Here is a 22,627-nt window from a genome sequence, read left to right as displayed (position 1 = left end):
TCCTCTCCTTTGGAAATTAATAATTGACATTCATCAAATGCTTAACTATACTATAATTAATCCAACTAGTTTTGGAGGTTTACAGAATTACATTACGAGTTCAAATACAAATTAATTTACAATGCCTTCGGGCTGCCCGACGTAGGGCACCTACTCTCAATTCTTCGGAATTGAGTTTTTTATTGCCAAAATTTACTATTTAAACGTGATATATAATCTATAAGTCGCCAAACACCGTATAATTAACTTCATTTTAGCATAAAACAATAAATTAATTCATATGTTTTTCATAAATCTTATAATTATACTCATAATCGAGTACATAAAAGTTAATAAATAGTTATGTTTATAAGTAAAGCCGAGCTACTCAAAATTTAACGTAGCTCGGCTTTTTCGTCTCTTTTATTCTAATATAATTATCTATAAATCATAATTTTACTTACTTTATCGCCTTTTTGTTCAAATTGTATGCCATGCATCATATCCGTACGATAGCGATATTTCCCATAAAACCATCGATTATTAGAGTCTACTAAATCAGGTCTACCGTATACATTAAGGACTTTTCGCATGGAGTCGCCTACGGCAATGCCTCTATGTGTTGTGGCATCACGATTCTCGATCATCATATAGGTAACAACTGACTCTACACCATCCATTTTAAAACTCCCAAAGGTAACACCACCATAGGTGAGTCCTCTACTAGTTTCTTTAGTAGGCTGCCCCAAACTTGCTTTCACACTATCAAAGGTATTACCTAATGAAACACCAAGAACCATCATATCCTCGTCTGGTAAGTTAGCACCTACAAGTTGTCCTCCCGCATAATGAGTATACTGCTCAGCTTTCGGCCAATCGTAAGACTGTTTCGCTGCATTTGTTTCAAGGCGATCCCACGTTTTGCTCAACCAACTTGCATCTGTCACATAACTATAACCACTTACCAATTGCAGGCCGATAACAAGCCCCGTAATCATGTATTTTCTTTTCATGTTCTCTCTCCTGAACGATCTTATAAACAACTGAATTACATTTTATCTTTACTTTGCATACGGATTACTTTATTCCGCAGTGTCTCAACATTTGCAAAATCAGAATATTCTACCGTATTACGCAGCTGAATATGAGAATATGGCGTAGCCCCATCAATATAAACTAAGCTCATTATATATACATTCTTGTCATCACGTAAGAATCGATGCATTAAAGACGTTTTTCCTGGTTGATAGTTATCTACTAAAAGACTAGGAACGCCATTATTCCAAACAGATGCTGATTGAATAGGTGCATCACCTATGATTTGACTTTCTGGCTTTATTTCCGAAATCTCGTCAATAAATGAATAGATATATTTATCATCTACTTTTACAGGTTTCTTAGCTACAATAAGTCGGATACCTGATCCACGATAGTCTCTCATTTCGGCAGAGTCCTTTAACGATTTCTGTGCTATTAGTTTGAGCCCTTTAGGAATACGATATGTGAAATTATCCCATTGAATACTTTCACTATAATGATCCATGTCATCTAACGATCGAATCGACGGAATTACATAATTACTCATAACATGCTCGAGCTTGCCGGTAACAGGCTGATTTTTGTAGCTAAGACCTACCATATATTCTTGATTCGGTTGATTAAATAAACCAACTACAGCAACCATAGCAGGCGTATTCTCACCGAAAGACTCAGTTTCAATAGCCCATTTACCATGTGTGATACCCGGATATGTAAACTCCCCTTTTCGCTCTGATTTTAATTTGCCTAATGCATCATCATAATTCTGTTTTGTACCAATCGCAAAAAATATGGAATTCTCTCTTACAATAGATAAACGTTCACCATCACTGCGTTTTGGGTAATACTTACTTGCTAATAGTAGTCCAGGAACAGATGCCCGAATGTTATTACGCTCATCATGCAACAACACAACTGCAGACTCATTAACAAGTAAGTCCATCAACTTCTCCGAATCGCTTGCTATCTGATTGACTTCATCTCGTGTTAGTCCCCAGTCAGTTACATACATGTCCATGCGTTTTTTAGATTCAGAATGTAATTTTATAACATCACTAGCTCCTACATTGCTCAAGCTACCGGCCCGATAGTTTTCATAGGCATTGGCAGGGATATTCGCATCTGCTCCTGGTATAGGTGGCTGTCCTGCTGGCACTTCTATCTGTACAGCGCTTACATTCATGGTGAAAGCAGCTAGTACAGCCATGATAATCAAACTTTTACGTAACATAAAACCCTCTCTTTTTTCTCTCACATTACAACATAAATAAGCACAACCTTATTAGCATAAGTATACTATGTAAACAAGGCTGTGCCTATTATTAATAATTTTATAATTTAGTATATGTATGATATATCTATAATTGGTATATATAAGGTTTATCTCCATTTGACGATATATCCCTTTATCCCTATAATATAAGTAGATAGTCAGACGAGTAGTGACGTCAGGCTCATCTCACAAACAAATAACATGTAGAAATGGCCTTTTCGTTTTATCTAATTTCCGAAGAAACGAAGGGCTATTTTGCTATTTCTAGACAAATAAGCGCCACAAGTGCTCCAAAGGATATCATGACTGATAAAATCCCAAGGATAATCATAATGATTTTATAACCACTCATAAGCAACCCTCCCTTCAAAAACGAAGAGAGGCCCAACCTCGCCTAACTATCCTAAGTCTATTATAGAACGAACTAATATGCGATACAATAAGCATTATATTATAAAAATATACGAATAAACTAATAAAAGCCAAGTTATTCCTAACTATGAATAGCTTGGCTTTTACATTATGTAAATAAGTTAAAAATATATCAGAAATCTAATATGCGTATTTAGGAGCTTTCAAAAGCTAATGAAATATCAGTCCAATAATAATCAGAATCGGAGCCAGGTAAGAAACACAAAAATAACAATAGCTAAAACAATAATAGTGCCATACATTAATATCCCTAGCTTTATAACAAAATCTATACTATAAAAGATAAATGTCCCCACTAAAGATTGGTCTTTCAAAGAAAAGTACCAAGCTTTCACTCTATAATAAATTTTTGGTTTATCAAACGCTGGATATAGTTTCTCATGCCACAAAATAAGCCACGGTAAAACCCAAATATTCCCAAAGGTAAATATCAATACTGGCAAATAATCCCTTAATGGATATGCTTCTAATACATATCGATCATAGAGCAATGTATAGAAAGCCCAAATAGAGATTCCCCAAATAAGTAAAAGTACAAGCTTTATTAGGAGTCCAAAAACAAGTTTTATCTTTAATCTATGTTTATTCACTGTTTTAACCACTCTAGTGCCATACATAAATATTACAACTCATCATCATAAGATAGTCCAAAGATCTTTTTATAGATCAAATTAGGCAATTTATATTTTTCATCACCAAATTCAGCAGGTAGAATCATAGCTTTTAGATTTTCTGCATATATACGTTGTTGGCGAATTTGTCCATTATTGTAATAGGTACCGCCATCATTAACGGTCCCTGTAATTCCTGAACTTCCTTGCTTTGCACGCCAAATAGAGATATATGGGGTCTTATCACCTTGTTTTAAACTTCTATCATGATCATTAATCAAATGGCACAAAGAACGATCCATTTGGTAATCGTATTGTACTGAAAGTCCTTGAATCATATTCGCAGCAGGCATGGAAACATAAATGACGGCTTCAATACGACGATGGCCATTCGGCGCCGTTACAGACTTAACAGATGAAAGATCCAAATATTTTCCATCTCCTCTTCCAGAGTCAGCACTCGAATCGATGTGTTCAAATCGTTCTGCGTTTAATAAGTCAGCTTGTGATACGGCTTGGATTTGCATTGGCAACACGAGGCAGCTTAGTAACCATAGTGAAAGTAAATATATGCGTTTCATCATCCACCTCATTGGGCCACAATATCATCAAAATGCTGCTGATATACAGATACAAACATAGCATCCGCTATATCATATATAATAGTATTATTACGGTTAAGTGGGACCTTACGCGTATCGTTTACATAATGCATTGACTTTGTCGCCCCATCAAATGTATATCTCGCTACATCTACCCCTGTCATAGCTAAACCAGACTTACTTTCACTAGCCTCAATCAAAGCCAGCATAGACGGGCTCGGATTCATGATACGAGACGAATGAATAAGTGTCGCTAACGAATAGTTAGTATCATAATCCACGGTGAGCTGTCTCTCATTGATGATAGATTGATAAGACGTATCCATCACAATATAGTAAGTCCCGCGCAAGGAATACTGTGGCGGTGCATAGCGTAGGGCCTCAATCGAATAAGTGTTTAAATAGATATACAAGCCACCACTCTCTATGGGCCCATTCATCGACTGAGAATAAACAAGCTTAAACTGTGGTGACGTCTTCAGCTCCTGAAATGTAATTGCCTCTGTAGGCATGGTGAAAGCCAGCAACACAAGAGCTAGCATCAAAATACGTTGAATCATAAAAACCTCTCTCAAAAAATGAATCTTGTCTCTCAATAAAATAAGCACAGTCTTATTAGCATAAGTATACTATGTAAATAAGGCTGTGCCTATGATTAATAATTTTATATTTTAGTTCCTAATATATATACATTCTCCAACGTTCCAAGAAACTCCTCTTTGTATTTTCCCCAGTTTTTATGGATAATTAAACTATACTTGATATATGCACCGCAAGTAGTAAGGGTGATTTAGTATGAATCTCTAGATAGTGTAAATTTTTGGAGGTGTCATATGGATTCTCTGACTATTATTTGGGTTATTGTTTGCGCCTATTTATTACTGAATTTATTAGTCGGCATATATTGTCATATTCGTGTAAAAGATAGTACTGACTATCTACTCGCAGGTCGTCGTATTGGGGTTCTTATGACGGCAGGTACATTAGCAGCTACAGAAATCGGTGGTGGGAGCACCGTAGGTGTAGCAGCAAAAGCGTATGGTTCTTGGGGTTTATCTGCAGGTTGGTATGTCGTATCTGCAGGGATTGGTGTTATTCTCGTTGCTTTCATCGCACCACTCTTGCGGCGTGCCATGGCAACAACAGTACCAGAGATCATCGGCCGTCGTTTCGGCGCGTCTAGCCATCTCATTACTTCTATTCTGTCCATGCTGGCAACGATTACACTAGCAGGCGTACAGATTACAGCAACTGCAACCATTATTAGCGTTCTCACCGGACTTTCAACAGAACTCGCCATCCTCATCTGTGGCGCGGTACTCGTAATTTACACCATGTCCGGCGGTATGTGGAGCGTTACGATGACGGACGTTATCCATTTCTTCGTTCTCGTTGGGGGCTTCTCCCTCGCGGTGCCATTCGTATTGCACAATGTGGGCGGTTGGGAATCGGTAGTGGCGAAATTGCCACCTGAACAGCTAGGCTTCACAAAGGTTGGTTGGAAAACCATCATCGGCCTCATTATCATGTACTTCATGACCTTCTCCACCGGCCAAGAATCCGTTCAACGGTACTTTGCAGCGAAGGACGAAAGGACGGCCGTTCTCGGTTCTATCATTTGTGGCATTATCATGGCTCTTTTCGCCTTTGTTCCTGCGGTTTTAGGCCTCGTAGCATTGGCTGAGTTTCCGAACATCGAAGCGAACAATGCGGTGGCAACGGTAGCGCTTAACCTCATGCCTCCTGTAATGGCAGGCTTCGTTATGGCTGCGGTCGTTTCGGCTACGCTTTCATCAGGCGCAGGCGACCTCTTAGGTGCCGCAACAGTATTTACCAAGGATATTGTGGAACATCATTTTGGTAAAAGACTCACTGATGCTCAGCTCACAAATTACAGCCGTCTGTGCGTACTATTCCTCGGCATCATCGCCATCATCATCTCCCTCGTAAGCAAAGCTATCATTCCGATGCTCGTATTTGCTTTCACCATGAGATCCGCTGGCCCATTCGCTGCATTCCTACTTGGCCTCACTTGGAAAAATGCAACAGCTGGCGCTGGCATTTGGTCCATCGTGCTCGGCTCCATCGCAGGCGTATACTGGGAATTCGTTGGCAACCCATATGGCATCATGTCCATCATCTTCGGTTCCATCGTCAGCCTTATCGTCTTTGTGGCTGTGGTGTTCATTGAAAGAGCCATGGGTAAACCACCGGCTCCTCCGGCTATACCTGATGATGTAAAAGAAATATAATCAATTTATTATAATCTGTAACTTAATAATAGACTTAAAAGTGCTATAAAATTACAATTATAAAACCAAAAACTCCTATCGGTGAAAGCCAATAGGAGTTTTCTCATTTTACAATACCATCATCAAACTGTATGCCATACACACATTCATCACAATTTGACGATATATCATAACCTTACTATAATATAAGAAGATAGTCAGACGAGTAGCTACGTCAGGCTCATCTCGGAAAATATAAGATTTTGAGAAATGGCCTTTTCGTTTTATACTAATCTCCAGATTAGTGGAAATGAAGGGCTATTTGTCTTTTCCTAGACAAATAAGTGCTATTAAAGCCCCAAAAGCAATGACAATAGCCATTACTTGTAACAGGAGCATGATTACTTCATAATCACTCATAGGCTTATCCCTCCCTTCAAAAACGAAGAGAGGCCCAACCTCATCTAACTATCCTAGGTCTATTATAGAACGAACTAATATACGATACAATAAGGAACGAATAATAGGGATATATAGATAAATATAAGAAAAACTCCTAGAGAATTAAACCAATGAACTGCACCCCAAAATTGGACACAATTTTTGGGGTGCGGTTCAAAATAAGGTAGAGCCTTTATCTATTTTCTTATTTATTTATAAATTACCAACTTCAAATTAGTGAATAATCCAGATAGCAATTGTACTTGTAATGAAGGTAACGATTACAGGCACACTTGTACGTTTTACAAGGTCGAAGCTAGAGATATTTGCAATACCAGCTACAGCAATCATAACGGCACTAATTGGGCTGAGTAGGCGGCCTACGCTCGCTGCATTTTGCATACCGAGAAGGATTGTTGTCGCATTACCACCTAGGTCAGCTGCAAAATTTGGAACCAATGGAGCAAATGCAAACATAGATGCAACGCCAGAGCCCATTACGATACTTAAACCTGTAATAATTGTAGATACAATAACACCTACTACATCAGCAGAAATAGCAAGGCCTTGGATAGCAGCAACGAATTCTTTTACGATGCCCAAAGAAGTTAATCCGAAAGCAAACGTTTCACCTGCAACAATCAATGTTACAGTGTTAGCAAATTGGTCGCCCATACCTTTGAAGAAGGTTTGGATGCTAGCCGCCATTTTACGGAAGTCGCGATGACGGATAAGTTCACAACCCATGGCGATAAACAAACTAAGGAACATCGCAAGGTTTACATTCATCTTAACACCTTGAATACCATATTCACTGAAGCCAAGGATAAAGATTAATGGCAACAATGGTAAGAATATATATGGTAATGGACCAACTTCGAGGTCATCAGATTTATGAGCCTCCACATATTCCGTAGGAACATGGCCAGACTTTTTATCCAAGTATTTTTGCCATACGAAATGAGCAATAGCAGCCATTAAACCACAGATAATATATACTTTCAACTGATAATCTACAAAGTACTCATGAACAGGCATGTTTACTATTTTGGATACGAGCAATGTAGTGGCAGAGGCAGGACCGATGTCGAGCAAGTGACCTGTAGCAACAGCCGCTGCAGCACCTACAGGACTAACACCTAAGCGTACAAGAATTGGGAAGATTGTCACCATCATAAGCATTGCAAGGCCAGAAGCACTTGGAATTACAAGGGACATGAACATATTTAGAATAAATGTAAGCGCCATTACTAGGTATGCAGATTTCATTTTACCAAGTGGTTTAATGGCTGTTACAACAAGGCGAGAGCTAGCACCAATGTGGTCCATGTACTTCGCGAAACCAGTACAAGTCATGATCACGAGGCCAAGGTTCGCCGCATCTTTAGCAGTAGTAATATTAATAAATTCAAATGCATCAAAGAAAAGAACCCCTGTAGCCTTTTTTGCTTCTACAAAAGATGTTGTATAGCCAAGCAAGTACGCGGCAAACATCATAATGAGACCGCCCAATAACAATACAGTTTGTGCTTTAAACTTCTTAATAACCAGTGTTCCCGTTATGGCTATAACCAATAAACAAACTAATAAATTCATACATGTTCCCTCCATTCACAACACAATACTTAAAAGTTTTCCTTTGCTTGTTTGAAATCCTCTTGGATTTTTTCTAGCAAGCCCGGTGTTTCAAGGATTTCCTCCACGGATAAAGCTATGCCCTTCGCGCCATACATGATAGCATCCTCTGCGAGTTGGCTTTTACCATTATCTAACCATTCTTGAGAATGACTCGTCACACCCTTACCTACGAATTTCACACGCAAGCATGCACCTGGCACGCGGAACGTAACACTAGAGAAATCGGTGGATCCTGTCACCTTACGAGGCTCGGAAATCTCTGGGGCACCTACCTTTTCTGCATTTTTTAAAAGTATATCGTTCAAGGTCTGTACATTGACTTTGTTGTCGTACGCCTTAACCTCTTCCCATTCCATCGTAGCGCCCACCTGTAAAGCCGCACCTTGCGCCACGTCTTTCACACGAGCCACAACCTCGTCGAGACGAATGCGACTAGAGGAACGAATATACCATTGGGTACACGCATAATCAGGTACGATGTTCGCGGCTTTGCCACCGTCAGTGATAATGCCGTGCATGCGAACCTCAGTCGGTACGTGCTCGCGCAAGTACTCCATGCCGTTAAAGAACAACAACACCGCATCTAACGCGCTGATACCCTTCTCTGGGGCAATCGCCGCGTGAGCAGACTTGCCGTGGAACTTGATATTAACGAGATTTAGCGCCAAAGACTTGCCGTCTACCGTGGTCGTATCGCTGCCATGCATCATGAAAGCGAGATCTAAATCGTCAAACACGCCTTCACGAGCCATAACAAGCTTGCCGCTCGCCGTTTCCTCTGCAGGCGTACCGTACACAACCAATGTGCAAGGTGCTTGCAACGTGCGTTTCAAAGCGATTGCCGCCGTGCAAATAGATGGACCTTGCAAATTATGGCCACACGCATGCCCCAAGCCTTCAAGGGCATCGTACTCGCAAAGCAAACCGATTTTAGGACCGCCACCGTTTACGTGGTACACCGCTCTAAAGGCAGTCTTAAGACCACTCACCTCACGGTCTACGATGAACCCTTCCTTCTCTAATAAATTTGTCAACAACTCATGAGCTTTAAACTCTTCATTTCCGAGCTCAGGATGATCAAAAATGAAATCGTTTAACTCCTTCATAGGCTTTCTTAATGCTTCAATCTCTTGTAAAAGCTGACTCATTTCTACCTCCAACATACACACTATAAAAACATAAATTCATATAACTACAAATACAAGCCTTATAAAACCTGTATCTAATAACCTATTTTTTATCTATCTTTCTATTATTAGTCTATTAATACATTAATATTTGTTCCGTATAATGGAACATCATTCCATAAATTAAGAAAAAAAATAAATTTATAAGGTCGCCCCCATGTGTTTGGAAATGGTTTGACCTAATTCCATCATGACTGATAGATACTCTTTGACACGCTCTTCCGTGTAGTCCCCTATAGGACCAGAGATAGTCATCACCGCCTCAAGCTTATTACCAAAGGAGAAGATAGGCACTGCGATAGATGCCGCATCAGGTACTCGATTGCCGCGAGTCACCACATACCCATCATGACGAATTTGGGCACTTTCACCAGCACTCATATTAGTATCCTTAAAATCCGCCAAATAGGCACCGAAAATCTTGCCTGCCGCCCCTTTAAAGATAGGGTACACCGTGCCGATCTTGATATCGTGACGCAACGGCTTGTCCGCCGCAACACGCTCGATACAAATGCGATAATCGCCCTGCGCCAAGAACAAATTCACGGACTGCTGCAACTGATCGCGGATTGCTACCATATAGGGCTGCGCAATAGCTCGCACATCCAAGGACGTAAGAAAAGACTTTGCCATCGGCAAAATACCCCAAGACAACTGATACTTCTTGGCCCTATTAAACTCAACCCAATGATGAGCTTCAAATGTCTTGAGCAACCGATGTACAGTAGCCTTGGGCAACGCCGTCGCATTCGCCAACTCGGTCACACCAAGCGGGCCCACCTCTAATAACTTGAGTATCTCTATACCACGCTCTATTGATTGAACCATATTCATATCCAAAGAAACATACTAGATTATTACCGTTTAATACGTTTCTATATTCTACTAAAACTAATGATAAATTTAACAATATACATAATCTGTTAGATCTCTTTTGATGCCTCTGAAAGACATATAGTGCAACTAAGTCATTACAAACATAACAATAACACATTCATAAAGAATTTAAAAATGACTAAGATGCATAAGTCGTAATTTCACTACCACCAAAAAGAACCATTAACACAATCCACCGTATTGTGTTAATGGCTCTTTTAATATAACTAAAATTTTATAGAAAGATTGCAGTATAGCCAAGCTTTAAGTATTATCCCTACAACCGAATTAAACCTCATGTGTTTCTCCAAGTTTAGCAATAAACACTTATTCTCCTAATAGCCGTTCTACTAAATCGATCCAAATAGAAACACCATCTTCTAAGGCACTTGTATCAAAACTCATGTCAGGATGATGCAAACCTGGACGCAAATTACACCCAAGCCCAAAGAAACCTGCTTTCAAGCTTGGCTTTTCCACAGTGTAGAAGAAGAAATCTTCCCCACCTGGTGTGTAAATTGGATCAATGCAGTTGCTTTTACCAAGAATAGAAGATATAGAGTCAGCTAATAGAGCCGTTGCCTCGTCATTTAACTCAGCCGCAGGAATACGGAAGGAATCCAAAACCTCAACAGTCGCACCGATAGAAGCAGCTGCCCCTTCAATAGCTGGTAAAAACTTAGCACAAAGCTCATCCATCGTTTTATTATATTGTGCACGTAAATCCCATGTAACAACCGCTTTCGCTGGAATCGCATTCGTTACGCCAGAGTCACAAAGGAAACGAGTCGCCTTAACACTATAATTATCAGTTGGTTTTAAATGGATAGCATTAACTGCATTAACCGCTTGAGCCGCTGCATCCAAAGCATTAATCCCTAAATGAGGGCGAGCACCATGAGCTGGCTTGCCATGAAAAGCAATGACCATACGGCAAGAGGATGCATAATGAATCGCAGGGCTAGCCTGCCCATTTTCTGCTTCTTCAAATGGACGCACATGCGCACCAAAGATGTATTCTACATCATCAATAGCTCCACCCCTAATCATGCTATTCGCACCAGAACCTAGCTCTTCCGCGGGTTGAAATAAAATCTTTAACTTACCACGTTTTACTAATTGCTTTTCTTTAATAATTTGAGCCGCAGCCAACAGCATTGACATATGTCCATCATGACCACAAGTATGACGAGATACATGTTTGCCATCGATAATATGACCAAGCGCATCCATATCGGCACGAAGCGCTACCACAGGACCAGATCTACCGCTATCATAGATACCGATAATGCCCGTTTCTCCGCCCACTTTACGTGTTACATCGTAGCCGTAACTTTCCAATTTTTCTGCTAAAAATACGGAAGTCTTGAACTCTTGAAAACCTTCTTCAGGAATTGTATGTAAATAATTATAGAAATTTAATACTTCACTCATCGCCAACACCTCTTTCTATAGAATAGCGTCTAACACATTAATTATACTACACAAATATCTGCTTTTAAATCAGTTGAAATAAAAACTTTTAATAATATATATAACTTTTATAAATGATATTCTTGCACTATTTATTATCTCTACTATATAATTATAAATCATATAACTCTATATGTTTTATGTAGGAGGTTGAAAATCATGAGTGACCCTAACAATGAGAAAAACTATACTCAATTTACTAAGAAGGTGACTGTCGGTTGCTATATTGCATTAGCTGTAGCAGTCCTATTCTTCTCAGGATTACTTAACAATGTAGAAGGTTTTAAATGGCTCTCTGCATTAGACTTTGCGACTGTTTCTGGTAAATTTGGTACCATGGTCAACCCTGCAAAAAATACCTTTATTGGGGAAGGCGGCGTCAGCGCTCGCGCAGGTTTCCTCTTTGCCTTGGGCTTAACACCAACAGTTATGTTGGCATTGGGTGTACTTGAGATTTTAGAACATTACGGTGCAATCCGTGCAGCCCATAAATTAATGACTCCATTATTGAAACCTATTTTAGGTATCCCTGGATTAACTGGCCTTGCAATGATTACGGACTTACAAAGTACAGATGCAGGTGCAGCGATTACCAAAGACCTTTATGACAACAATCTAGTTAACCGTAAAGAATTAACAATTATGACGGCATGGCAGTATAGCGGTGCGGGCATGATTAACAACTACGTAGCCATTGGATCTGCTATTTTTGCGTACTTAACAGTACCAATTATCCTTCCACTCATCGTAGTATTTGTTATGAAGTTCTTTGGTGGTGCCGTATGTCGAATCGCACTTAATACAGTATTCAAGGGAGATTTCAAAGATGAGCAACAATAAAGAAACAAACAATCCATTTGATATATTTATTCGTGGTGCACGAAAAGGCTTTACGCTAGCCACTCAAAACTTATTACCAAACGTATTGATGGCATACACACTTGCCGAGCTATTACGCATCTTAGGTATCATGGCATTTTTAGGTAACCTATTTGCTCCTGCAATGGCTCTATTTGGTCTTCCAGGTGAAAGCGTAACAATCTTGTTAACAGCGTGGTTATCCTACTCTGCTGGTATCGGCGTTGCAGTTAACTTGCTTTCTAACAATACGATTGATATGATACAAGTGACTATTTTGGCTCCAGCTCTACTCTTAATGGGCTCCCAAATCCAATACATGGGCCGATTACTAGGTGTAGTTGAAGTACCTAAAAAATATTGGCCAATGCTTATGACTATCAGCGTTGTAAATGCATTGATTTCCATGGTTATTATGAAAGCATTTGTATAATATCAAGACAATAGAATACTTTAACTAATACAATAACTGAAACAAACCAAAAGGCAGTACTAATATGAAATATAATAGTACTGCCTTTATTCTTTTAACAAAATACCAAATATCTATATCACTATTAAAATATAGAATATGTCTTATTCTCAACATTGCTCAATATGCATAGTATACATATTGAATATTCATTCCCCGTATGTTTTAATGAAGACAAATACCATTCGTTTATGACAAATTAAATATCTATCCTTTATTAGAAGAATTCACTATATTTACGCTACATAATAGGTCTTTACTACCATGCTTATATAAATCTTAAACACATCATGGTAGTTTTTTTATTACGTAAAGGAGTATAGATGTATGAGTAAGGAGAAATTAGAGTTTGTAGAACCAGTTAATACAAACACAGATAATGAGTACTCTAGAGAGCCTGTCCCATTAGAGGCAAGAAAGTCCTGCTTTTCTCTCACCATCGTTTGGACTGGGTTCGTTTTTCTTGTTACTAGTATGATGGCTGGTGGCGGATTAGCTGCGGGGCTGACTTTCAACGAATTACTATTAGCCATGATTCTAGGAAATATTTTCTTATGTATCATCGCAGGACTAGTGAGTGTAATCGCCTATAAAACAGGCCTTACCTTTGCCCTTTTGACTCGATACAGTTTCGGTCAGGAAGGATCTAGAATTGCCTCTCTCTTCGTACCTATCGTCAATCTAGGTTGGTACACTATTCAAGCGGCTTTATATGGACATTTTATTGCTCAAGTATTCAACCTCTCCTATACGGGCGAAGTCATTGCTATGATGCTCAGCGCCGTTATTATGGGTATCTTTGCAGTTCTCGGCATTAAATCTCTCGCCGTATTCGGCTATATTGCGATTCCGTCCATCGTATTCCTTTCCCTAGGAACGGCGGCTCGCTCGGTTCAAACAATCGGTGGTTGGCAAGAATTATTTAACTATGTGCCATTACAACCTATCGATTTACTTTCAGGCATTACCATCGTTATCGGCACATGGATTTTATCTACTGCCACATGTATCGCTGATATTATGCGCTATGGTAAAAGCAAGAAAGACGTTATTACAGCGAGCACAATTGGTCTATTGGGTGGCAATACCTTGATGATCAGCTGCGGTGCTATCGCAGGCGTTGCTATGAATGATGGTGACTTAATCAACGTACTATTAAGCTTTGGACTCGTTTTCCCAAGCTTATTATTGTTGACTACAAATATCTTCACAACAAATGGTGCGAACCTCTATTCCACATCATTGAACCTAGCAAACTCTTTCAAACTAAACCGAAATATTATGCTAGCCGTACTCATTGCAATCTCTGCATTAGCAACAATGACGCAGCCGTATAAAATCGACTCTCTCTTTGTATTCTTAAGTACATTAGGCATCATCGTTCCGCCACTATGCGGTATTATCTTAGCGGACTTTTACCTGGTTCATCGTGGAAAATATATCGATTACAACAAAGCGACTTTCAAAAAATGGAATCTAGTTCCATGGATCACATGGGCCATCGCATTAGTCTGTGTTAAATTCATACCATTCGGATTGGCTTCGCTGAACGGGATTGTAATCGGTGCTTTACTGTACGCAGTCATTACGTATATTGTTAAACCTAATGTTGTTAGTGAAAGCAAAGGGTGATTATCATGGCAATTCATAAACTATCTGCTATACTAGGTACAATCATTATGGGCATCGGATCCTTTATTACCTGTCTAGCCACAAGTGAAAGTGCCATTACCCTTGGTAACGGCATGCTCGTGGTGAGCATTATTATGATGGGATTTGGATATTCAAAATGGCAGCCGTAATTAACTAATATAAAAGTTCCTCATCCTCATATTATAAAAAGAACCTTCCTTTTATAACAGTAAAGTTAATAAAGAAAGGCTCTTTTTAAAGTAAACTCTTAGCAACTAAAAAGTAGTCATAAATCTAATTATTAATATAAAAGGACTTGTAAAATGTTAGAAAAATATTCTGAACTTACAGCCGGTATGGACTTCAACGAGACAGCACTAATAGTAGGGAATGGTGCTAGTATATCACTATCAGATAGTTTTAATTATAATAACCTATTTTTAAAAGCTGAGGAACTAGGATACCTATCACCTGAAATTGCAAGAATATTCTCCCAAATTGGTACCTCAAATTTTGAGGCTATTTTAAATCAACTGGATATAACACAAAAAATAAATAATGCACTTTCTCTACCTGATATTTTAATATCGCAACTGCCCATAATTAATAATTCTATTTCTACATCTAGTAAGCAGATAAAAACTGCCTTAATAGAAACTATTAGAAGTGTACATCCTAATTATACCGAACTATCAATAACACAGGACGAATCTAATGGTATATTAAAGCTCAATAAGTTTTTAAATCAATTCGACTACATCATTAACCTTAATTATGATTTGTTAGTGTATTATATTATTCTTTCAAATAAGACAGATTTCATAGACTCTTTCCGAAATGCTAGTACAAGTAGACATAATTTGGCTTTTAATGAAGATGTTATAAATACAAGATATGGCTATAAAACCAAGTTATATTATCCCCATGGAAATATTGTACTTTGTGTAGATTCCAATGGAGAGGAGCAAAAAATTCGTTGCTCTGAAGGCAATACACTTTTACAAGAAATTTTAAATATTTGGGAAAGTACAGCGCAACTTTATCCACTATTCATTTGTGAAGGTTCGTCTAATGAAAAAGTAAAGGGTATATATAAAAATTACTATTTAACATATGTATATAAAAAAATCCTACCAAATCTCCCCAAAAATATTGTGTGTTATGGCTGGTCACTAAGTGAAAATGATGAACACATTTTAAAACAAATACTAAAAGATAATAGTGATCCCTTTAAGATATTTATTTCTATTCACAAAGGACACAAAGAAGATTATATAATAAATGCTGAATGTACCAAGATAATTGAGAGAATTACTAATATAAATAATAATACTGATATACACTTCTTTAATGCTGATGACGAAGGATGCTGGCTAAACTATAATCCGGACTAAAAATAATAAAATACTTAATACAAAGGTATACGATGATATAACCTTTCGTATTGATTTTATAATCAATAGAAATAATAAGTTACTATTGTTATCAGTATTTAAATGTAAACCTAGAAATTAGATAAAATCCTTATCATTAACTCTAAATCTTTATCTAATGGTACCTTTATAATATCAGGCATTTGCACTAAACTTAATGTCGCTCCACTAATACTAGCTAACCCAACTGATAGCAATCGCAAATAAATTCCTTTATCAATCTCTATTGATTGTAAAAATATAGAATTATTCTTTTCTTCAATTACTCCGTTTTTAGCTTGCTCATAGATTCCTTTTAAATCTAAGTCTATATTATATTCCGATTCTTCAAATTTACAAGATAATAAGGTTTCTATATCTTGAACTAATAAAAACTCAAGTGCATTAACAAAAACACAAAATCGTTTCCAATCTAATTTCTCCTCGATATACTGTTTAAATAGTATCCCCATCCATTCTGCCTTTTTTTCTTCATTGAATGAGTCAATCTTAATCATAAGCCATTTTATATGTTCTAATCGTACATCTTCATTATCAAAGTATTTTTTTCTATACATTTTTTTAAAAGATATAACACCTTTTTCATCATTTGAAGTAAGAGCTTTAATAAAACAATCTAATTTTATTAAAAAAATCTCATTAGGTATATCTTTTATAAATTTGGCTGTTTCTTTAATAGAGCTTAATATTGGAATACCACCAGTAGCAGTCAAATCCAAAATACCAAGAGCAAAATCAATTATTTTTTCAGTTATATTATCTCTCAATTTATCTTCTCCTAACACCACATATTTTCATCCACTATAAATCACTAACTTTTACTGACTGTATACTATAAAGTTTGAACAGATTTTCTTAATTTATCTAACATTATTAGAACTAGAACTTAAGACCTGTATTGCATTTTTTAAATCATGAACTAAACAGTCTAAATTGAATTTCATAATCGCTCCATATTTTTCTTTTTCTATCTTGCTTTTAACTATTACCAGTATTTCTTCTAAATAGGGTTTATCAGCCCCCAAAAATTGGCCGATATTAAGTATCTGCAAATACACTGTTCGAATTATGCCTCGAAAAGAATCTATGTCACATTCACTTGCACTCATAAAATATCCTTTTAACTCATCTATTGTGCCTAGATATTTGGCGAATTCTTTGGCATTATAATACTCATTTATATTAGAATGTATATATTTTAATAGCTCCATATTTGACATATGATTGCTAGATAAATACTTAAATAGATTTAATTTTTCCAACCGTTGTCTATAATTCTCATCAGCAATTTTAACTAAAGGACTAATAAGCTCTTCATATGTTTTATAAACACTATCATCTTTATTTTGTTGTAACAATATATCTCTGGTTATTTCATTGTCACTATAAAATGCTATTTTAATGTCCTCAACAAAGCTTTCAAAATCATATTGTAACGTTGTATAGTGCTTTATCGATGCAACACGCCATAAAATTTGTCTAAGCATTGAGGTTTTATATTTATAATTTTTTACTTCATCCTTTAATTGATTTAACCATTCGCAAACTTGCTCATCACAATATTGAGTCCAGTCTGCTAAATGATTAAATGCCAAAAAAGCATCTTCATATAGCTTCAATTCATTTTCATAAGCGTCTCTTAACAACTGATTATCTAAATATGAGCTATTAATATAAATATCTATAAATTTAAACCCCCATATTATGTTTTCGGGAGTATCTGGATCATCTACCCAAGAAATAAATCCAAAATTCTCTTTTCTCCAATCAATTTCTTCTTTAGGATCAACTTTATATTGTATAGCTCTTAAGACAATATATTTTAAGAATCTATCATACAATTCACTATGTTCTAAGAAAGACTTATTCTCCAAGTTATAAATTTCTCTCAATAAATTGACTAAAACGGCTAGCACAAATTTTAGAGTCCTAATATTATTAGGTTGTCGTCTAAAAATTTCCTCTAATATAATTTCTTTATTACTTAATATATATTCTCTGATATCTTTTTCTTCGTATTCATTTACTAATTCATCAAAAATATTAGCTATTTCATAAGAAAATGCAAGAGTACAATAAACGGCTTTCTCTTTCTCTGTTTGATAATTGTCATTTTCTGAATCTTTCTCTAAAATTTTATTCTCGTTTGCTACAGTAATTACAGGAATACCTCTATTCTCTGTCAACTTATTTATAAATCCCCATAACTCAGTAGCAGATAATTCACAACGTTCAATATCATCAAATACAAAAATACACTTCTCTAATTGTACGAGATCACTCTTATGTATTAATTCGGCTAAATTTATCTTTACTGGTACTCCAATAGCACTTGTATCGATTGTACTAGAGACCGAATTAAATAATCGTTCACAAATATTTTTTGTTTTCTGTGCTTTATTAGACTCTCCTAAATATTGATTAATAAAAATTTTGTCGTAAAATGAAGTTTTAAAGTCAACTAAATTATTAATCCCATATAAGGAGAATACTATATAGTTTTTATTATCTAAAATGCCATTTTTTCGCAAATATTCTTTTACACTATTTTTTACAAAATAACTTTTGCCACATCCCCATTCGCCATTAATCATCAAGGCTTGGTTAATGCCACGATTCTGAATATAATCCTTAATTACTGATAATATTTGTTGATCATTCATAGGTCTCTCCAAAAATCATAATGCTATAAATAAAAGCTCTACATAAGTATAAACTTTTATTGTAGAGCTATTTATAATAATTAATTTTCCCAAAATATCTTATTGAGCCAGAGATTCTCTATATTCTTCTGCAGCCGCATCATAAGTCCATTGTACAGTTGCATTATGATGTTCTGTCACAACTTTTTCAATTTTATCAAGCGGAATAGAGAAAAATTCTTTTCTATGATTTACTTTATTTACCTCATATTCTCTAAAGGTATTATGTAAAATAGATTCTAATGTAGGTGCATCATCTGAAAAAATTAATGCATGAACATCAAATTCAAATGGCACAGATGCACTACTTAACTCCTTAATTCTATCCATAGGTTCCAAACGTCTAGTCATACCAATTTTAAAAATATTTTCCCCAAATGAACCAATATTAGAGATAATATAAACAAAACCAGCACGTGTATTCTTTTCTCGATTTAATACATCAGATTTAACAGTTTCAAGCTCAGAAAGTTTTTCTTCACATTCTTTAATCTTATCAATGTATAAGGTCTTTTCTACTTCATTATCAGTCTTTTGTAAGTATTTCATTAGCTTAGAAATTTCATTTTTAAATTGAATTTCATCTTTCTCAATTTTTGCTTTTTCACGTTCAATTTCACGACGGACTTTTTCTTCTTCTTTTAATTGTTCTTGTATAATTCTCTTTTGTTCTCGCTCATCCTCTAACTTTTCTTGATATGCGTGAGCTGTAATTAATTGTTGTAACTTATTTTCAAGAAAATCTTTTGTAATTTGTACTCCATCAGATTTATAAATTTTATTTAGAGTTTCATAGGATCTTAGGATTTTACTCCTCATAGTATCAATATTTTTAAGTGTAACATTCGATATAGCTAAATCACATTCAGCATTAAATGAACGTAAAATCTGACGTATTTGATTATTTACAAACTTTTTATCATCGTTAATAAGCGCATCTACAGCTGTATTATTTTTTACTAATTCAGCTTCTTCTAACTTATATTTAGATAATATATTTTTTAGTTCCTGAGATGTAGCAAGTTCAAGTCCTTCCGTATCTATATTAACTACTGTTACTAAAGGCTCTAGATTTTCAACCTCTAGCTTTTTATTTTTTAGTTCCTTTTTAACTTTTGATATTTCAGAGGACAACTGATTAAGCTCAGTACTCTTTTCACTAATACGTGCTTCAATATCATGCTCTATTTTGGCCTTTTCTCTTTCAATAGTCTCTTCCAATGTAGCCAATTTTGATTGATTGGCTTCTATATTCTGAATAAGAGTTTGATTTAAAATATGCTCTTTGTAAATTTCATTTTCAACCATCGCCCATCGATGATATCTAGCAAGTAACAATATTGCAACCCCAATAAGCATAATCGGCCAAACTACACTAATGGCAGCCATTAAGAAAACAGCAATATCTCCTACAATAAATCTTTTTTCTCCATTATTATCCATAATATTTCCCCCAAAATACCAATAAATAATACAAAATTGTAGATAAGAAGTAATCCCTGCATCAATATAATTTTATGTATATTATATCACAAATTATGCAAATAATGAAAAACATATGAAAATAGAGCCACCTTATATAAGGTAGCTCTATTGAGGTGCCATATGTAACTTATTTTCAATAATTTATCTGCTCCCGCAGTTCTATTTATTTTCTTATACGCCTATCCTCCTTTTCTAGATTTCTCTCCACCCTCCTATTTCTACTTTCACCACCCAACGAGTTATCTCGTTAGGTCTCTCCAGGCGATAAATAGTTCGGCCACGACTTGAGAGTTTTGGCTAAGTTTGATGCGGGCTAGCATTTTTCGCACGTAGTTGCAGTGTTCTAGCATCGCTTCATTCAGTTTGTGTTTGACATGACGTGGGGATTGGTACACCAAGATGGGTGCAAAGTCCGCCACATGAATATAGCTCGTATCGGGTTCTGGACCTTCCGTAACGATATATTCATAGGGTATAGCCACGTTAAAGAGGCCGTACACTACGTCCTTGCCGATAGGGCGGCGACATTTAATATGAGCAAAGGTTAGATGCGGACCATAGGTCTTAGGTGCGGTATAACTGCTGCGTCGACCATCGCTGGTCATGATGTAATTGGGTCTCAGCCCTTCCTGCATCGCCAACTCTCGCGTGATCGTGCGCATCGGCAGATAGACCATTTCTTCCCGTCCATCCACAAAATAACACTTCGTACTGTCCCCACCACTAGGTTGATAGGTAGGAATAAAACAAACAATGTGATTCTTTGGATTCGTATAGATCAAATCCAAATCTTCTCCCTTAGATAGCCGAGCGGCCATCAAATCTGTTAGTTTATCATCTATTGCCATGGAATCCTCTCCAATCTAATCAGGAACATTCCTTTCAACAATACAATGAACACGTGTTCTGTGAAAGCAGATTAGCATGCTTTAATCTGCTGCTGACTTAATTGTATATCAGCCTGTATAATTTGTAAATATATATACAAAACTATAGAAATTTATGTATATTTAAAGACTTTATGATCTTGTAAAAGTTATATATACCTTGATGTGTCATTATTTTCTCATTTAAATTGAGAATTGCATATTTTATGTATATTCGTTAATCGAGATTAAAAGAAATATGCAATATATAGGATATAAATAAGAAATTAAATTATAATAACTAATGCACACGCACGTCTGTAAAGTCCGTACTCAAATACCTGCGCAGCTTCCGAATGGCTCGTTCGTGGCGCCGTTGAATAGCTTGACGACTACAGTTCAATTCTTCACTAACCGATACCAAGCTTTGGCACTCACCGTAGACACGGCGCAGTAGGTCTCGTTGGTCAGGAGACAGTCTGCCTAAGGCCCACACGAGGCGCGCTCGCAGTCTATGCTCTTCGTCGGCACTCATCACCATATCCGCCACATTCTCGCCAGATGCGAAGATATCCATACCAAAGGCGACTTCTCCATCATCGGTGGTGCGATCTGGGATGTGAATTTCACGGCGATAACGCAATCGTTCCCGCTTCCAGTACCTCATATAACCGTACATGATGCCAGCTTTCACAAAGCCTGGGAACGGTACGGGCCCTTCCAAATCAAAGCTATAAATCGATTCTATGAGGATGGCCCAAAGATAGCTCTCTACGTCCTCGCGGAACTCACGGTTTCCCATGCGATTAGTATAGTGCAAGATGAGCGGTCGATACCTACGACAGAGCTCAATTTGTGCCGCATCATGACGAAGCTCATCAACGGACCACGGTTGATACCCTACCGTCTGAATCCTCATATTTGGCTTTTGACAAATGGACACGAGACTCTTGTCTGACAAGGACGATAAGACTTGATGACCACAGACGAGGGTCTGTAATTTCAATTTCTCTGGAATACTTCGGCTAGACTCATCAGCTTTCGATAATAAAGAATGAGATGGTAATGCCTGTGTTTCTAATTTTTTTGACTGATAGTTATCATGTTGTAAGTTTGCAGTTTTAATACATGTTTTTTGTACTAAAGGTTCTTCGTTTGTATATAACATAAATCCCCTTTCCTGCCATGGCATAGCGCTTATGTACACAATACCGCGGAATGAGTGTTTTGACAAATCGGCAATTCCTTGGAATTTCCCTATATTCTGTTATACTTGAGCCTTAATTTTCATCCATAGTACATCATAAGTATGAGATTCAAAGGGTAATTGCTGAAAATATATTATTACTAAAAATGACACCACATACACAATGTGGTGTCATTTTTTAGAGGAAATAT

The 22,627-nt window shown here is 36.8% G+C and carries 19 protein-coding genes; 6 read left to right on the top strand and 13 right to left on the bottom strand.

Annotated elements, in window-relative coordinates; translation table 11 throughout:
- Positions 1-416 precede the first annotated feature (416 nt).
- The 4 genes from NE668_RS06065 to NE668_RS06050 form a co-directional block, all read right to left on the bottom strand.
- Entirely contained in the window at positions 417-992 is a 576-nt protein-coding gene (locus tag NE668_RS06065; protein WP_004694483.1) for a hypothetical protein, read from the bottom strand.
- 35 nt (positions 993-1,027) lie between these two features.
- Positions 1,028-2,248 carry a hypothetical protein gene (locus tag NE668_RS06060; RefSeq protein WP_038125637.1) on the bottom strand — a complete coding sequence of 407 codons (1,221 nt, stop codon included), beginning with the start codon at positions 2,246-2,248 and terminating at the stop codon, positions 1,028-1,030.
- A gap of 1,096 nt (positions 2,249-3,344) precedes the next feature.
- Positions 3,345-3,914, bottom strand: a complete 570-nt coding sequence (locus NE668_RS06055) for a hypothetical protein (protein ID WP_227037220.1) — start codon at positions 3,912-3,914, stop codon at positions 3,345-3,347.
- Positions 3,915-3,922: 8 nt separating this feature from the next.
- Positions 3,923-4,495 (bottom strand): hypothetical protein, encoded by a 573-nt coding sequence (locus NE668_RS06050; protein ID WP_227037219.1) that lies wholly within the window; start codon positions 4,493-4,495, stop codon positions 3,923-3,925.
- Positions 4,496-4,768: 273 nt separating this feature from the next.
- On the opposite strand from NE668_RS06050, the gene NE668_RS06045 reads away from it, so the two are divergent.
- Positions 4,769-6,187, top strand: a complete 1,419-nt coding sequence (locus tag NE668_RS06045; RefSeq protein WP_227037218.1) for a sodium:solute symporter family protein — start codon at positions 4,769-4,771, stop codon at positions 6,185-6,187.
- 654 nt (positions 6,188-6,841) lie between these two features.
- On the opposite strand, the gene dcuC is transcribed toward NE668_RS06045, so the two are convergent.
- The 4 genes from dcuC to NE668_RS06025 all read right to left on the bottom strand — a co-directional run bounded on the left by dcuC (position 6,842) and on the right by NE668_RS06025 (position 11,742).
- Positions 6,842-8,203 (bottom strand): C4-dicarboxylate transporter DcuC, encoded by a 1,362-nt coding sequence (gene dcuC / locus NE668_RS06040; RefSeq protein ID WP_227037217.1) that lies wholly within the window; start codon positions 8,201-8,203, stop codon positions 6,842-6,844.
- Between the two features lie 29 nt (positions 8,204-8,232).
- Positions 8,233-9,393: a M20 family metallopeptidase gene (locus NE668_RS06035; RefSeq protein ID WP_227037216.1), complete on the bottom strand. Its 1,161-nt coding sequence runs from the start codon at positions 9,391-9,393 to the stop codon at positions 8,233-8,235.
- Positions 9,394-9,573: 180 nt separating this feature from the next.
- Positions 9,574-10,260, bottom strand: a complete 687-nt coding sequence (locus NE668_RS06030) for an IclR family transcriptional regulator (protein ID WP_227037440.1) — start codon at positions 10,258-10,260, stop codon at positions 9,574-9,576.
- 375 nt (positions 10,261-10,635) lie between these two features.
- Positions 10,636-11,742: an amidohydrolase gene (locus NE668_RS06025; protein ID WP_227037215.1), complete on the bottom strand. Its 1,107-nt coding sequence runs from the start codon at positions 11,740-11,742 to the stop codon at positions 10,636-10,638.
- A 198-nt stretch (positions 11,743-11,940) separates the two neighbouring features.
- On the opposite strand from NE668_RS06025, the gene NE668_RS06020 reads away from it, so the two are divergent.
- The 5 genes from NE668_RS06020 to NE668_RS06000 all read left to right on the top strand — a co-directional run bounded on the left by NE668_RS06020 (position 11,941) and on the right by NE668_RS06000 (position 16,137).
- The gene (locus NE668_RS06020; RefSeq protein ID WP_120055143.1) at positions 11,941-12,621 is read left to right on the top strand and encodes a nucleoside recognition domain-containing protein; all 681 of its coding nucleotides are present in this window, start codon (positions 11,941-11,943) and stop codon (positions 12,619-12,621) included.
- Positions 12,608-13,072 carry a YjiG family protein gene (locus tag NE668_RS06015; RefSeq protein WP_120055145.1) on the top strand — a complete coding sequence of 155 codons (465 nt, stop codon included), beginning with the start codon at positions 12,608-12,610 and terminating at the stop codon, positions 13,070-13,072. The genes NE668_RS06020 and NE668_RS06015 overlap by 14 nt, the downstream gene beginning before the upstream one ends.
- 366 nt (positions 13,073-13,438) lie before the next feature.
- Entirely contained in the window at positions 13,439-14,743 is a 1,305-nt protein-coding gene (locus NE668_RS06010) for a cytosine permease (protein WP_227037214.1), read from the top strand.
- A 5-nt stretch (positions 14,744-14,748) separates the two neighbouring features.
- Positions 14,749-14,913 (top strand): hypothetical protein, encoded by a 165-nt coding sequence (locus tag NE668_RS06005; RefSeq protein WP_165850987.1) that lies wholly within the window; start codon positions 14,749-14,751, stop codon positions 14,911-14,913.
- Between the two features lie 153 nt (positions 14,914-15,066).
- Positions 15,067-16,137 (top strand): DUF4917 family protein, encoded by a 1,071-nt coding sequence (locus tag NE668_RS06000; RefSeq protein WP_227037213.1) that lies wholly within the window; start codon positions 15,067-15,069, stop codon positions 16,135-16,137.
- A 110-nt stretch (positions 16,138-16,247) separates the two neighbouring features.
- Here the strand turns inward: NE668_RS06000 and NE668_RS05995 are convergent, their stop codons facing one another.
- The 5 genes from NE668_RS05995 to NE668_RS05975 form a co-directional block, all read right to left on the bottom strand.
- Positions 16,248-16,964 carry a hypothetical protein gene (locus tag NE668_RS05995; RefSeq protein ID WP_256196206.1) on the bottom strand — a complete coding sequence of 239 codons (717 nt, stop codon included), beginning with the start codon at positions 16,962-16,964 and terminating at the stop codon, positions 16,248-16,250.
- A gap of 72 nt (positions 16,965-17,036) precedes the next feature.
- Complete coding sequence (locus tag NE668_RS05990; RefSeq protein ID WP_227037211.1) at positions 17,037-18,839, bottom strand: P-loop NTPase fold protein; 1,803 nt, start codon at positions 18,837-18,839, stop codon at positions 17,037-17,039.
- A 99-nt stretch (positions 18,840-18,938) separates the two neighbouring features.
- The gene (locus NE668_RS05985; protein WP_227037210.1) at positions 18,939-20,321 is read right to left on the bottom strand and encodes an SNIPE associated domain-containing protein; all 1,383 of its coding nucleotides are present in this window, start codon (positions 20,319-20,321) and stop codon (positions 18,939-18,941) included.
- Between the two features lie 281 nt (positions 20,322-20,602).
- Positions 20,603-21,211 carry a hypothetical protein gene (locus tag NE668_RS05980; protein ID WP_227037209.1) on the bottom strand — a complete coding sequence of 203 codons (609 nt, stop codon included), beginning with the start codon at positions 21,209-21,211 and terminating at the stop codon, positions 20,603-20,605.
- 319 nt (positions 21,212-21,530) lie between these two features.
- On the bottom strand, positions 21,531-22,397 hold the full coding sequence (locus tag NE668_RS05975) for a sigma-70 family RNA polymerase sigma factor (RefSeq protein WP_227037208.1): 867 nt from the start codon (positions 22,395-22,397) through the stop codon (positions 21,531-21,533).
- Positions 22,398-22,627: the final 230 nt, after the last annotated feature.

Source organism: Veillonella parvula (assembly GCF_024461875.1).
GTDB classification, from domain to species: domain Bacteria; phylum Bacillota; class Negativicutes; order Veillonellales; family Veillonellaceae; genus Veillonella; species Veillonella parvula_I.
This window is presented reverse-complemented; position numbering and strand designations above follow the sequence as displayed.

Excerpts from the sequence above, each read along its gene's own strand:
- NE668_RS06010 (WP_227037214.1), top strand. The coding sequence starts at position 13,439 with ATGAGTAAGGAGAAATTAGAGTTTGTAGAACCAGTTAATACAAACACA.
- NE668_RS06065 (WP_004694483.1), bottom strand. The coding sequence starts at position 992 with ATGAAAAGAAAATACATGATTACGGGGCTTGTTATCGGCCTGCAATTG.
- NE668_RS06025 (WP_227037215.1), bottom strand. The coding sequence starts at position 11,742 with ATGAGTGAAGTATTAAATTTCTATAATTATTTACATACAATTCCTGAA.
- NE668_RS05985 (WP_227037210.1), bottom strand. The coding sequence starts at position 20,321 with ATGGATAATAATGGAGAAAAAAGATTTATTGTAGGAGATATTGCTGTT.
- NE668_RS06020 (WP_120055143.1), top strand. The coding sequence starts at position 11,941 with ATGAGTGACCCTAACAATGAGAAAAACTATACTCAATTTACTAAGAAG.
- NE668_RS06030 (WP_227037440.1), bottom strand. The coding sequence starts at position 10,260 with ATGGTTCAATCAATAGAGCGTGGTATAGAGATACTCAAGTTATTAGAG.
- NE668_RS06000 (WP_227037213.1), top strand. The coding sequence starts at position 15,067 with ATGTTAGAAAAATATTCTGAACTTACAGCCGGTATGGACTTCAACGAG.
- NE668_RS06005 (WP_165850987.1), top strand. The coding sequence starts at position 14,749 with ATGGCAATTCATAAACTATCTGCTATACTAGGTACAATCATTATGGGC.
- NE668_RS06045 (WP_227037218.1), top strand. The coding sequence starts at position 4,769 with ATGGATTCTCTGACTATTATTTGGGTTATTGTTTGCGCCTATTTATTA.
- NE668_RS06015 (WP_120055145.1), top strand. The coding sequence starts at position 12,608 with ATGAGCAACAATAAAGAAACAAACAATCCATTTGATATATTTATTCGT.
- NE668_RS06035 (WP_227037216.1), bottom strand. The coding sequence starts at position 9,393 with ATGAGTCAGCTTTTACAAGAGATTGAAGCATTAAGAAAGCCTATGAAG.
- dcuC (WP_227037217.1), bottom strand. The coding sequence starts at position 8,203 with ATGAATTTATTAGTTTGTTTATTGGTTATAGCCATAACGGGAACACTG.
- NE668_RS06055 (WP_227037220.1), bottom strand. The coding sequence starts at position 3,914 with ATGAAACGCATATATTTACTTTCACTATGGTTACTAAGCTGCCTCGTG.
- NE668_RS05975 (WP_227037208.1), bottom strand. The coding sequence starts at position 22,397 with ATGTTATATACAAACGAAGAACCTTTAGTACAAAAAACATGTATTAAA.
- NE668_RS05990 (WP_227037211.1), bottom strand. The coding sequence starts at position 18,839 with ATGAATGATCAACAAATATTATCAGTAATTAAGGATTATATTCAGAAT.
- NE668_RS05980 (WP_227037209.1), bottom strand. The coding sequence starts at position 21,211 with ATGGCAATAGATGATAAACTAACAGATTTGATGGCCGCTCGGCTATCT.
- NE668_RS06050 (WP_227037219.1), bottom strand. The coding sequence starts at position 4,495 with ATGATTCAACGTATTTTGATGCTAGCTCTTGTGTTGCTGGCTTTCACC.
- NE668_RS06060 (WP_038125637.1), bottom strand. The coding sequence starts at position 2,248 with ATGTTACGTAAAAGTTTGATTATCATGGCTGTACTAGCTGCTTTCACC.